Below are 12661 nucleotides of genomic sequence, written 5' to 3'. Positions count from 1 at the left end.
CCCGCGCACCCCTCCCCCCTCTCCCCGGAAAAAGAATTCCCCGCGCCCCGAAAGGGGCGCGGGGAACCGCGCGAAGCGGAAGGCCGAGGCCCGCACGAGCCCCCCGACCGCCTACAGAACCCGAGTCATCGTCCGATGCGGGATCCCCGCGTCGTCGTACACCGGCCCCTCCGCCACGTACCCCAGCCGCTCGTAGAACCCGAGCGCCTGCACCTGCGCGTGCAGCTCGACCTCGACGGCCCCACGCTCAAGCCCCGCCGCCTCGATCGCCCGCACCAGCTCGGCCCCGAGCCCGGTCCCCCGCGCGGCGGCGAGGACCGCGAGCCGCCCGAGCAGCACCCGCCCCTCGACGCCCCCGGTCAGCTTCAGCGCGTGCTCACCGAAGATCAGCCGCCCGGTCCCCATCGCGACCCCGTCGGCCCCGACAGCCAGCAGGTGCACCGAGGTCCCGTCGTACTCGTCGTACTCCAGCTCCTCCGGCACGTTCTGCTCGACGATGAACACCTCACGCCGGACCTCCCGCACCAGCGCCAGGTCCGCCTCCCCCTCGGCGACCCGGATCGAGGCCGGCACGTCAGCTCTCCGCCGCGATGATGTCCAGCGCCTTCCGCAGGTCCTCCGGGTACTCGCTGCTGAACTCGACCCACTGCCCGTCCGCCGGGTGCTCGAAGCCGAGCGAGACGGCGTGCAGCCACTGCCGGGTCAGCCCGAGCCGCTTCGCCAGCGTCGGGTCGGCGCCGTACGTCAGGTCACCGACGCAGGGGTGCCGCAGCGCGGACATGTGGACGCGGATCTGGTGAGTGCGGCCGGTCTCCAGCTTGATGGCGAGCAGCGAGGCCGCCCGGTACGCCTCGATCAGGTCGTAGTGGGTGATCGACGCCTTGCCGTCACGCGTCACGGCCCACTTCCAGTCCGAGCTGGGGTGCCGCCCGATCGGCGCGTCCACCGTGCCGCTCATCGGGTCCGGGTGCCCCTGGACCAGGGTGTGGTACCGCTTCTCGGTGATCCGGTCGTGGAACTGCCGCTTGAGGTCGGTGTACGCCCGCTCGGACTTGGCGACCACCATCAGCCCCGAGGTGCCGACGTCGAGCCGGTGCACGATGCCCTGCCGCTCGGCGGCACCCGAGGTGGAGATCCGGTAGCCCGCCGCGGCGAGCCCGCCGATGACGGTGGGCCCGGTCCAGCCGGGGCTCGGGTGCGCGGCGACGCCGACCGGCTTGTCGACCAGCACGATGTCCTCGTCGTCGTGGACGATCCGCATGCCCTCGACCGGCTCGGCCACGATCTGCACCGGGGCGGCGGGGGCGGGGATCTCGACCTCCAGCCAGGAGCCGGCGGTCACCCGGTCCGACTTGCCGGCCACGGCGCCGTCGAGCGTCACCTTGCCCTCGGCGGCCAACTCGGCGGCCTTGGTCCGGGAGAAGCCGAACATCCGGGCGAGGGCGGCGTCGAGGCGCTCACCCTCCAGGCCGTCGGGTACGGGGAGGCTGCGGATCTGCGCTGCGGTACTCACCCGTACGAGTATGCCGGAAACGCGGCCCAGCCCCTCCCGCCGGCGGTCCCGACCGGGAGGGGCAGGTCCCTACTCGTCGCCCTTGCCCGTCTGCTGGTGGACGGTCCCGTCCGGGTTGCTGCCCTTGAACGAGAGCAGCACCACGAGGATCCCGCCGCAGACGATCGCCGAGTCGGCGAGGTTGAACACCGCGAAGTGCTGGACGGAGATGAAGTCCACGACGTGCCCGCGGAAGACGCCCGGCGCACGGAACAGCCGGTCGGTGAGGTTGCCGAGCGCCCCGCCGAGCAGCAGCCCGAGGGCGATCGCCCACGGGAGGCTGTACAGCCGGCGGGCGATCCGCCAGATCACCACGATGACGGCCGAGGCGATCATCGTGAAGACGACGGTCAGCGCCTGCCCCATGCCGAAGGCCGCGCCGGAGTTGCGGATCACCTGGAGGGTGACGACGTCGCCGATCACCTTGATCGCGGCGTGGTTCTCCAGCTTGGCGACGACCAGCAGCTTGCTGCCGAGGTCGATCAGGAAGGCGAGCACCGCGACGACCAGCAGCACGCCGACCCGTCGCCGGCCCTTGGGCTTCTCGACCGCCGTCCCGCCGTCGGACGAAGCCGCCTCCGCGGGGTCGGTGGGATCGGCCACGGCCACCTCCACGGCATCGGCGGGGTTCGGGACGGCCTCGTCCCGGGTCTGGGGGGAACCTTGCGTACTGATGATCCGCTCCGCTGCCGATGGAGCTCCCCCGGGCAGGAGGCGGGGGAGGGTGGTGGGCCGATGCCGCCCTGGAATCCGTCGAGGAACCGCTCCGGACACGTCAGGCGACGTTACGGGGTCGAGCGTACGGCAAGCCCGACCCCCCGCGTCGCCCCGGCGGCCCGGTTCAGCGGCGTTCCTGCTTGGCCTTGCACTGGACGCAGAGCGTCGCCCGGGGGAACGCCTGCATCCGGGCCTTGCCGATGGCCTGGCCGCAGGATTCGCAGATGCCGAAGCCGACGCCTTCGAGCCGCTCCAGGGCGCGCTCCGTCTGGGCGAGGCTGTCCCGGGCGTTGTTGGCGAGCGCCAGCTCGCTCTCCCGCGAGATGTTCTTCGTACCGGCGTCCACCTGGTCGTCACCGGCTCCGTCGTTGGAGTCACGCATCAGGCCGGCGATGGCGGCGTCGGCGGCGTCGATCTCGCCGCGCAGCCGCTCCAGGTCGCTGATCAGCTCGTCGTGGAGCTCGTGGACCTCCGCCGAGGTCCACGGTTCCTCGCCGGGTCGGACCGGCAGGGTGGCCGGGTCGACGGATTCGGCTCCGCGCGGCGCGGTGACGATGTCGGTGCTGTTCTGAGGTGCGGTAGTGGTCACGGTCCCCTCCCCTGGATCGGCCGCCAAGGCCTTGCGTGCCCGCTTGGTGGCGGTACCCGCGCCGGATGCCTTCTCAGCCATGGCTTCGACCCCATCTACGAACGAATCGAGCCGCCGGTTCCCGGCGGCTTCCAGTGCCGGAACGATAATCCCGATCAAAACCGGTCACAACATGACATACCGGCGCCTCGCGATGATCCCACCCAGGCAGCCGCCCCAACCGCCACGCCCCGCGCGCTGACAGACTTGTGCCCACCTCACCCCCGCCTAACCACCCCCGCCGACCAGCCCGTCCATGCCCGAAACCACCCCTGCGGAAACGGTTTGGACAAACCGACTCGCCCGGCCGATACACTGGGCCTGCAAGGCGCAGATGGGACGAGTACCGACGTACGCAGCCACCAGCGACCCGGGGACGGTGCGAGCCCGGGGGTGTGCACGACGGGAAGATCACCCCGGAGCCGCCGGAAGAACGGCCACCGCACAGTCCGCGGCGGTCCACTAGACCCGGCAGCAAGCCCAAACAAGAGGGCCGCAACGCAGCACCGCGGCCAAGGAGGGTGGTACCGCGGGGCGGCCAGGCCGTCTCGTCCCTCCGGAGGATCCAGTCCCAGCATCCGCCGGAGGTAGACGCCCGCGATGAGCAGCTCCTACAACCCCGTCCCGGCGCAGGTGGACCTGCCTGCCCTGGAGCACCAGATCCTGTCGTTCTGGCAGGACAACAAGATCTTCCAGCGCAGCCTGGAGCAGTCCGAGGGCCGCCCCGAGTGGGTGTTCTACGAGGGCCCGCCGACCGCCAACGGCATGCCCGGCGCCCACCACATCGAGGCCCGCGTCTTCAAGGACGTCTTCCCGCGCTACCGGACGATGAAGGGCTACCACGTCGCCCGCAAGGCCGGCTGGGACTGCCACGGCCTGCCGGTCGAGCTGGCCGTCGAGAAGGAGCTGGGCTTCTCCGGCAAGCAGGACATCGAGAAGTACGGCATCGCCGAGTTCAACGCCAAGTGCCGCGAGTCGGTGACCCGCCACACCGACGAGTTCTCCAGGCTCACCACCCGCATGGGGTACTGGGTCGACCTCGACGAGGCCTACCGGACGATGGACCCGTCGTACGTCCAGTCCGTGTGGTGGTCGCTCAAGCAGATCTTCGACAAGGGCCTGCTGGTCCAGGACCACCGGGTCGCCCCCTGGTGTCCGCGCTGCGGCACCGGCCTGTCCGACCACGAGCTGGCCCAGGGCTACGAGACCGTGGTCGACCCCTCGGTCTACGTCCGCTTCCCGCTCACCGGCGGCCCGCTGGCCGGCCAGGCGGCCCTGCTCGCCTGGACCACCACCCCGTGGACCCTGGTCTCCAACACCGCCCTCGCGGTCAACCCGACGGTCACCTACGTGGTGGCCACCGACGGCAACGAGAAGCTGGTCGTCGCCGAGCCGCTGCTCGCCAAGGCCCTCGGCGAGGGCTGGGAGCCCACCGGCGAGTCCTTCACCGGCATCGAGATGGAGCACTGGAACTACCAGCGCCCGTTCGAACTGGTCGAGATGGAGAACGCCAACTTCGTCCTCAACGCCGACTACGTCACCACCGAGGACGGCACCGGTGTCGTCCACCAGGCGCCCGCCTTCGGTGCGGACGACCTCGCGACCTGCCGCAAGTACGGCCTGCCGGTGGTCAACCCGGTGCTCGCCGACGGCACCTTCGCCCCCGAGGTCCCGCTGGTCGGCGGCCAGTTCTTCAAGAAGGCCGACGAGGCCCTGGTCGCGGACCTGAAGGAGCGCGGCCTGCTCTTCCGCCACGTGCCGTACGAGCACAGCTACCCGCACTGCTGGCGCTGCCACACCGCGCTGCTCTACTACGCGCAGCCGTCCTGGTACATCCGGACCACCGCCGTCAAGGACGCGCTGATCCGCGAGAACGAGGCCACCAACTGGTTCCCGGAGACGGTCAAGCACGGCCGCTTCGGCGACTGGCTGAACAACAACATCGACTGGGCGCTCAGCCGCAACCGCTACTGGGGCACCCCGCTGCCGATCTGGCGCTGTGAGGAGGGCCACCTGACCTGCGTCGGCTCGCTGGCCGAGCTGACCGAGCTCACCGGCACCGACCAGAGCGGCCTCGACCCGCACCGCCCGTTCATCGACGAGGTGACCTTCGCCTGCCGCGACTGCGGCGGCACCGCCACCCGCGTGCCCGAGGTCATCGACGCCTGGTACGACTCGGGTTCGATGCCCTTCGCCCAGTACGGCTACCCGTACCAGAACAAGGAGCTGTTCGAGAAGCGCTACCCGGCGCAGTTCATCTCCGAGGCGATCGACCAGACCCGCGGCTGGTTCTACACGCTGATGGCGGTCGGCACCCTGGTGTTCGACAAGAACAGCTACGAGAACGTCGTCTGCCTGGGCCACATCCTGGCCGAGGACGGCCGCAAGATGTCCAAGCACCTGGGCAACACCCTGGAGCCGATCCCGTTGATGGACCAGCACGGCGCCGACGCCGTGCGCTGGTTCATGGCGGCCGGCGGCTCGCCCTGGTCGGCCCGCCGGGTCGGCCACGGCACCATCCAGGAGGTGGTCCGCAAGACCCTCCTCACCTACTGGAACACCGTCGCCTTCCAGGCCCTGTACGCCCGCACCTCGAACTGGGCCCCCTCGGCGAGCGACCCGGCCCCGGCCGACCGCCCGCAGCTGGACCGCTGGGTGCTCTCCGAGTTGAACACCCTGGTCCGCGAGGTCGACGCGGCCCTCGAGGCGTACGACACCCAGCGCGCCGGCAAGCTGCTCTCCGGCTTCGTCGACGACCTCTCCAACTGGTACGTCCGCCGCGGCCGCCGCCGCTTCTGGCAGGGCGACGCCGCCGCGCTCGCCACCCTGCACGAGGCGCTGGAGACGGTCACCCGCCTGATGGCCCCGCTCACCCCGTTCATCACCGAGCGGGTCTGGCAGGACCTGGTCGTCCCGGTCACCCCGGACGCCCCGGCCTCGATCCACCTGGCCACCTGGCCGGAGGCCGACGAGAGCCTGATCGACACCGAGCTCTCCCGGCACATGGCGCTGGTCCGCCGCCTGGTCGAGCTGGGCCGGGCCACGCGCGCCGAGTCCGGCGTCAAGACCCGTCAGCCGCTCTCCCGCGCGCTGGTCGCCGCCCAGGGCTGGGAGGAGCTGCCCGCCGACCTGCGCGCGCAGATCGCCGAGGAGCTCAACGTCTCCACCCTGGAGTCGCTGGCCGAAGTCGGGGGCTCGCTGGTCGACACCACCGCCAAGGCCAACTTCCGCGCGCTGGGCAAGCGCTTCGGCAAGGGCGTGCAGGACGTCGCCAAGGCGGTCGCCGCCACCGACGCCGCCCGCCTGGCCGCCGAACTGCGCGCCGACGGCACGACCAGCGTCGAGCTCGACGGCGAGACGATCACCCTGTCGCCCGACGAGGTGATCATCACCGAGACCCCGCGCGAGGGCTGGGCCGTCGCCAACGAGTCCGGCGCCACCGTCGCCCTCGACCTGGCCATCACCCCGGAGCTCAAGCGCCTCGGCATCGCCCGCGACGCCATCCGCCAGATCCAGGAGGCCCGCAAGAACTCCGGCCTCGACGTCGCCGACCGCATCGTCCTCCGCTGGCGCGCCACCGCCGAGGAGACCGCCGAGGCCATCGCCGAACACGGCCCCCTCGTCGCCGAGGAGGTCCTCGCCACCGACTTCGCCGCCGGCACGGCCGACTGGGCCTCCGAAACCTTCACCGACGAATCCCTCGGCCTCGCCTTCCAACTCCGCAAGGCCTGACCCCCACCCGGAACCGCCGCCCCGCTCCCGAGCCGGGCGGCGGTTCCGCTTTGTCCGCCCTCAACACCCCCGGCACCCTCCCCGCACCCCACGCCTCCCCCGCACCCCGCGCGCCCCGCGCGCCCTCCGTCCCCCTCCTCCCCCGCGCGCTCCCCATCTCCCGTCCCCGCGCCCCGACAGGGGCGCGGGGAACTGCGCGCAGCGGAAGCCCCCCTCCCGCACCCTCAAGCCCCTCCCCCGCTCCGGCCCTCCCCGTCCCCCGTCCCAACGCAAAAAGGGCGCCCCCTCCCCGACCCGAAGGTCAGAAAGGGGACGCCCTCGAAGAGCCCTGCTACAACCTCAGTTGTCGCCGTCCTCGTCGATCAGGAAGCCCCGCATCGGCGCCGGAGCCTGCTGCATCGGCTGCGGCGGCTGCGGCCGGACGGCCGCCATCGGCTGGGTCATCCCGGCCGGCTGCATCTGCGGAGCCCCGCTGTTGCCACCGGCAGCCTGCCCGCCGAAGCTCGGCGCCGGCGGGTTCCCGCCGAAGGAGCTCTGCCCGCCGAACGACGGCGAGCTGCCACCGAAGGCCGGCTGGTTCCCACCGAACGACGGTGCACCGGAGGTCATCGCACCGGCACCGGCCGGAGCCATCGACGACGCCGCCGGCGGCAGCGAAGCGGTGGCGGGGATCCGCGGCGGGGCGAGCGAGTCGTCGGCCTGCGACTCCAGCTGACGCAGCTGGGTCTCCAGGTACGACTTCAGACGCGTCCGGTACTCACGCTCGAACGCCCGCAGGTCCTCGACCTTGCGCTCCAGCGTGGCCCGCGCGGACTCCAGCGACCCCATCGCGACGCGGTGCTTCTCCTGCGCGTCCCGTTCCAGGGCGTCGGCCTTGGCCCGGGCGTCGCGCTCGAGGCCCTCGGCCCGGCTGCGCGCCTCGCCGACGATCTTGTTGGCCTCGGAACGGGCCTCGGAGATCGCCTGGTCGGCGGTCTGCTGGGCGAGCGCCAGCACGCGGGCGGCGCTGTCGCCGCCGGGGCCCTGCTGCTGCATCGGGCCGCCCATCGGGCCACCCATCTGCTGCGGCGGGCCGCCCATGGGGCCGCCCATCGGCTGCATCTGCTGCTGGCCCATGCCCTGGCCCATCGGGTTGCCCATCTGCTGCGGGCCACCGGGACCGCCCATGGGCTGGAGCATCTGACCGCCCATCGGCTGGACCAGCTGCTGCTGGCCGCCCATGGTCTGGTTCATCTGCTGCTGCGGGCCGCCCATCTGATGGGGGCCACCCGGACCGGCCGGGAGCTGCGGGGCGCCGGAGGGCAGGCCGAGGGGCTGGTTGCCCATCTGCTGCTGCTGGGGACCACCCGGGCCCATCTGCTGCGGGCCACCGGGACCCATCTGCTGCGGGCCGCCCGGGCCCTGCTGGCCGGGGATCGGCGGGCCGGATATGGCGGCCGGGACGGGAGCGGCCGGACGCTGCGCGTCCTGCGGCGGCTCCTTCCGCATGTTGGCCTGGTTCTGCGCGGCGGCGCGAGTCGCGGCGGCCAGCTTGGCCCGCAGGTCCTCGTTCTCCCGGAGGAGGCGGGTCAGCTCCGCCTCGACCTCGTCGAGGAAGGCATCGACCTCGTCCTCGTCATAGCCTTCACGCAGGCGGACGGTCGTGAACTGCTTGTTCCGAACGTCCTCGGGGGTCAATGGCATCTCTTCACCTCAACGTGATCGTCGGCACACCGGCATCCTGTCGCATCGCTCACCTACGACTAGGGGTGCACAAGCGAGATCAGGACATACACAATGATCATCAGTACGAAGAAGGACAGGTCGAGCGCCACGCCCCCGAAACGCAACGGCGGGATGAACCGCCGAAGAAGCTTGAGCGGCGGATCCGTGACAGTGTACGTGGCCTCCAGGACCAGGACCATGGCCTTGCCGGGCCGCCACGAACGCGCGAACTGGAAGACCCAGTCCATGACCAGTCGCACGAGCAGGAACACCAAGAAGACGGTCAGGGCGTAGTAGAGCACCGCCCACACGATGTCCATCGCGTTTCCCTCTCCCCGGTCCCGGGCCCTAGGGCCTGCCGCTCGTCACCTGTCGCCAACCACTGTCGATCAGATCCACACGTAAAGTCGTGGCCGGGTCAGCTCTGGTTGAAGAACCCACCCTCGGCGATCCGAGCCTTGTCCTCCGCCGTGACATCGACGTTAGCAGGCGACAGCAGGAACACCTTCTGTGTCACGCGCTCGATACTGCCGTGCAGACCGAAGACGAGTCCAGCGGCGAAGTCTACGAGCCGCTTCGCATCGGTGTCGTCCATCTCGGTCAGATTCATGATCACGGGGGTACCGCCACGGAACTGTTCCCCGATGGTACGGGCCTCGTTGTAGGTCCGCGGGTGCAGCGTGGTGATGCGGTAGGGCTCTCGTTCGTTCACTACCTTGGGCATGATCACCGGGGCGCTCTTCTCCAGATTGTGGCGGCGTTCGGGTGTGATGGACGACACGGGAGCCATCCTCGGGGTCTCCTGCCGGATCGGCACCGCCGCCGGGACCGGTTGCGGGGTGATCGAGGAGACCGCGGCGGGTGCTGCTGCGGGGGCGGCCGGCCGGGGAATATCCTCGGTCCGCTGCCCGGTACGGATCGGCTCGGGGTCCGCGTCGTAGTCGTCGTCGGGGTCGTACCCCTGGCCGTCGTACGTCTCGTCCTCCACGAGGCCGAGGTAGACCGCCATCTTGCGCATCGCGCCGGCCATGCTCCTGTCTCCTCCGCTCATGGCCACCTCGCTGACGCTCGGTGGCTGCTTCGCGAAACGCGCACCTTCCGATGGTCGCTCGCTTCGCTCGCTCCATGCGGACCACCGGCTCCGACTCGACGGCCGGGCCACGGCCCTGCCTGCGGATTCCGCAGTCCGCCCACGACGGCCCGTCAAGGCGACGCGCCGTCAGAGTTCGTGGGTAGGGGCCGCGGAGCTGCGATCCACGGTTCGCTAGCGCTCCGGAGAGCTGCTAGATTCTGTCCTATTTTGTCCTGCAGTCTGATCTACTACCCGGTGACGTTACCCGAGGGGTGACCTCACTCCGAGTACCGCCGTTCCGACGCGCACATGTGTCGCCCCGGCGGCAATCGCCTGCTCAAGGTCGCCGCTCATCCCTGCGGAGACCATGGTGGCAGCCGGATGGGCCGCCCGTACGGCGGTTGCGATTTCCGCCAGCCGGTCGAAGGCGCGCACCGGGTCGCCGGCCAGTGGACCGGCCAGCGGAGCGACGGTCATCACACCGTCCAGTCGCAACCCGGGCGTGTCGGCGATCGCGTCGGTGAGTTCCGCGACGTCCTCCGGGGCGACCCCGGCGCGGTGCGCGCCCTCACCGTGCTCCTTGTCCAGCGCCACCTGCACCAGGCAACCCAGCTCCGGGCGCTCGGACTTCAGCACCGCCGCCGAGAGCGACCCGACCAGCCGCAGCCGGTCCACCGAGTGCACGTGGTTCGCGTACCCGACGACCGAGCGGACCTTGTTGGTCTGCAACTGTCCGACGAAGTGCCAGTCAAGAGGAAGGTTTCTGCACTGCTCCGCCTTGGGTGCGGCGTCCTGGTCGCGGTTCTCCGCGACGTCCGTCACCCCCAGTCCGGCCAGCAGCGCGGTGTCCTCGGCCGGGTAGGTCTTGGTGACGACGATCAGGGTGACGTCCTCGCGCGGGCGCCCGGCGGCCGCACAGGCGTCCACGATCCGACGCTCGACCACGTCGAGGTTGGTCCCCAGTTCCTCGAACCGGGCCCGCTGACCGTCCGTCAGGGCCTCCAGCCAGCTACTGCCCGGAAAGAAGGGGCCAGGACCCCCCGGGAACGGCCCGTAGATGTCGTTCGTCATCAGTGATCAGAGCCCAACCAGACGTAGCTCGCGAGCCGGCCCGTGCGCTGGTCGCGGCGATAGGAGAAGTGATCGGCGGATTCGAGGGTGCAGACCGGTGATCGCACCAGCTCGGCGACCCCCACCGCGGCCAGCTGGGCCGCGACCCCCTCCGGCACGTCCAGGGCCGGAGTGCCCCACGAGGTCTCGGCGAAGGCCGCCGGGACCGCCTCGGCGACCTCGGCGCGCAGCCGGGCCGGCACCTCGTAGCAGCGGCCGCAGACCGCGGGGCCGGTGGCGGCGGTGATCCGCGCCGGCTCGGCCCCCAGTTCGACCATCGCCTTGACGACCGCGGGCACCACCCCGGCCGCCAGCCCGGGCCGGCCCGCGTGGGCCGCGCCCACCACACCCGCCACCGGGTCGGCCAGCAGCACCGGGGTGCAGTCCGCGGTCAGCACCGCGAGCGCGAGCGGCCGGTCGGTGACCACCGCGTCCACCGTGGGGGCCTCCCCCAGCGGCTGGCGCCCCGTCACCACGGCCACCTCGGCGCCGTGCACCTGGTTCATCCACACCACGTCGGCCGGGTTCAACCCCAGCTCCCGGGCGGCGATCGCCCGGTTCTCCCGGACGGCCTCCGGGTCGTCCCCCACGGCACCGCCGAGGTTGAGCTCCCCGTACGGCGAAGTGCTCACCCCGCCCCACCTGTCGGTGAAGGCGAAGTGAGCACCCGCGTGTACCGCGTGATCGATCACTTAAGGAAGTCCGGGACGTCGAGCTCCTCGGCCGGGCTCTCCACGAACGGCTGCCGGACCGGCTGCACCTGCGGCGGCACCGGGGCGGCGGCGGTCGTGGTGGCCTGGGTCTCGGCCGGACGCGACGGGGTGGCCGGGGTCTCCCCCTCCGAACGGGACGTCACCGAACCGATGCTCCCGTAGGAGGGACGGCCGGCCGGGCGCTCCGGGGCGGCCGGCGGGGTGGCCGGGGCCGCGGGGGTGGTGGACTTGACCACCGGGTCGCGGACGATGGCCGGCGGCTGGCCACCGTCGAAGCCGGCCGCGATGACGGTGACCCGCACCTCGTCGCCGAGCGCGTCGTCGATGACCGCACCGAAGATGATGTTGGCCTCGGGGTGGGCGGCCTCACTGACCAGCTGGGCCGACTCGTTGATCTCGAACAGGCCGAGGTCGGAGCCGCCCGAGATGGACAGCAGCACGCCGCGGGCACCGTCGATCGAGGCCTCCAGCAGTGGCGAGGAGATCGCCATCACGGCGGCCGCCTTGGCGCGGTCCTCACCTCGGGCCGAGCCGATGCCCATGAGCGCCGAACCGGCGTCCGACATGACGGACTTGACGTCGGCGAAGTCGAGGTTGATCAGACCCGGGGTGGTGATCAGGTCGGTGATGCCCTGGACACCCGAGAGCAGGACCTGGTCCGCGGACCGGAACGCGTCGAGCACGCTGACCTGGCGGTCCGAGATGGACAGCAGTCGGTCGTTGGGGATCACGATGAGGGTGTCGACCTCTTCGCGCAGGGCGGCGATGCCGTCCTCGGCCTGGTTGGCCCGGCGACGTCCCTCGAAGGTGAAGGGGCGGGTGACCACGCCGATGGTCAGGGCGCCCAGCGAGCGGGCGATGTTGGCGACGACGGGCGCGCCGCCCGTGCCCGTGCCACCACCCTCACCGGCGGTCACGAAGACCATGTCGGCCCCCTTGAGGACCTCCTCGATCTCCTCACGGTGGTCCTCGGCGGCCTTGCGGCCGACCTCGGGATTGGCGCCGGCGCCGAGGCCCCGGGTGAGTTCACGGCCCACATCGAGCTTGACGTCGGCGTCGCTCATGAGGAGGGCCTGCGCATCGGTGTTGATCGCGATGAACTCGACGCCCTTGAGACCGACCTCGATCATCCGGTTGATGGCGTTGACACCACCGCCGCCGATACCGACGACCTTGATGACTGCGAGGTAGTTCTGCGGTGCTGCCACGTCGAAGGCCTCTCGCCTCGAGATTCCGGGTCGGCCCGGCCCGGGCGAGGGGCCGTACCGACGGATGTCGATGGGTAGGGAGCCTGGTTTCTGACTGAATGTCCGAAATGCCGACCGCCGACCCCAACCCTAAACTTGACCTTTAGGGTTAGTCCTGTGCCTCCGTCACATCACCAAGGGACACAGTCTGGTGACACAGGACACTAGGTGGCTCCGGGCACGCGT

The 12661-nt window shown here is 71.0% G+C and carries 11 protein-coding genes; 1 reads left to right on the top strand and 10 read right to left on the bottom strand.

Going from position 1 to position 12661, the window contains the following annotated elements; translation table 11 throughout:
• Nucleotides 1-111: 111 nt before the first annotated feature.
• From ACFQ87_RS05745 to ACFQ87_RS05730, 4 genes are all read right to left on the bottom strand, one after another.
• Complete coding sequence (locus ACFQ87_RS05745) at nucleotides 112-573, bottom strand: GNAT family N-acetyltransferase (protein WP_380609306.1); 462 nt, start codon at nucleotides 571-573, stop codon at nucleotides 112-114.
• A 1-nt stretch (nucleotide 574) separates the two neighbouring features.
• Nucleotides 575-1513, bottom strand: coding sequence for an RluA family pseudouridine synthase (locus ACFQ87_RS05740; RefSeq protein WP_380609305.1), 939 nt, complete (start codon nucleotides 1511-1513; stop codon nucleotides 575-577).
• 69 nt (nucleotides 1514-1582) lie between these two features.
• Entirely contained in the window at nucleotides 1583-2155 is a 573-nt protein-coding gene (gene lspA / locus ACFQ87_RS05735) for a signal peptidase II (protein ID WP_380609304.1), read from the bottom strand.
• A 238-nt stretch (nucleotides 2156-2393) separates the two neighbouring features.
• Nucleotides 2394-2858: a TraR/DksA family transcriptional regulator gene (locus ACFQ87_RS05730; RefSeq protein WP_380609303.1), complete on the bottom strand. Its 465-nt coding sequence runs from the start codon at nucleotides 2856-2858 to the stop codon at nucleotides 2394-2396.
• Nucleotides 2859-3497: 639 nt separating this feature from the next.
• Here ACFQ87_RS05730 and ileS point away from each other — a divergent pair.
• The gene (ileS, locus tag ACFQ87_RS05725; protein WP_380609302.1) at nucleotides 3498-6629 is read left to right on the top strand and encodes an isoleucine--tRNA ligase; all 3132 of its coding nucleotides are present in this window, start codon (nucleotides 3498-3500) and stop codon (nucleotides 6627-6629) included.
• A 339-nt stretch (nucleotides 6630-6968) separates the two neighbouring features.
• Here ileS and ACFQ87_RS05720 read toward each other — a convergent pair whose 3' ends face one another.
• The 6 genes from ACFQ87_RS05720 to ftsZ form a co-directional block, all read right to left on the bottom strand.
• Nucleotides 6969-8312 carry a DivIVA domain-containing protein gene (locus ACFQ87_RS05720; protein WP_380609301.1) on the bottom strand — a complete coding sequence of 448 codons (1344 nt, stop codon included), beginning with the start codon at nucleotides 8310-8312 and terminating at the stop codon, nucleotides 6969-6971.
• Nucleotides 8313-8371: 59 nt separating this feature from the next.
• Complete coding sequence (locus ACFQ87_RS05715) at nucleotides 8372-8653, bottom strand: YggT family protein (RefSeq protein WP_030282903.1); 282 nt, start codon at nucleotides 8651-8653, stop codon at nucleotides 8372-8374.
• Nucleotides 8654-8751: 98 nt separating this feature from the next.
• Nucleotides 8752-9363, bottom strand: a complete 612-nt coding sequence (locus tag ACFQ87_RS05710) for a cell division protein SepF (protein ID WP_380609300.1) — start codon at nucleotides 9361-9363, stop codon at nucleotides 8752-8754.
• 303 nt (nucleotides 9364-9666) lie between these two features.
• The gene (locus tag ACFQ87_RS05705; protein WP_380609299.1) at nucleotides 9667-10476 is read right to left on the bottom strand and encodes a YggS family pyridoxal phosphate-dependent enzyme; all 810 of its coding nucleotides are present in this window, start codon (nucleotides 10474-10476) and stop codon (nucleotides 9667-9669) included.
• Nucleotides 10476-11207, bottom strand: a complete 732-nt coding sequence (gene pgeF, locus ACFQ87_RS05700) for a peptidoglycan editing factor PgeF (RefSeq protein ID WP_380609298.1) — start codon at nucleotides 11205-11207, stop codon at nucleotides 10476-10478. Before pgeF ends, ACFQ87_RS05705 begins: the two co-directional genes overlap by 1 nt.
• Nucleotides 11204-12436, bottom strand: coding sequence for a cell division protein FtsZ (ftsZ, locus tag ACFQ87_RS05695; protein WP_380609297.1), 1233 nt, complete (start codon nucleotides 12434-12436; stop codon nucleotides 11204-11206). The genes pgeF and ftsZ overlap by 4 nt, the downstream gene beginning before the upstream one ends.
• Between the last annotated feature and the right edge of the window lie 225 nt (nucleotides 12437-12661).

Origin of the sequence: Kitasatospora sp. NPDC056531 (assembly GCF_042794375.1) — a bacterium.
GTDB lineage: Bacteria > Actinomycetota > Actinomycetes > Streptomycetales > Streptomycetaceae > Kitasatospora.
This window is presented reverse-complemented; position numbering and strand designations above follow the sequence as displayed.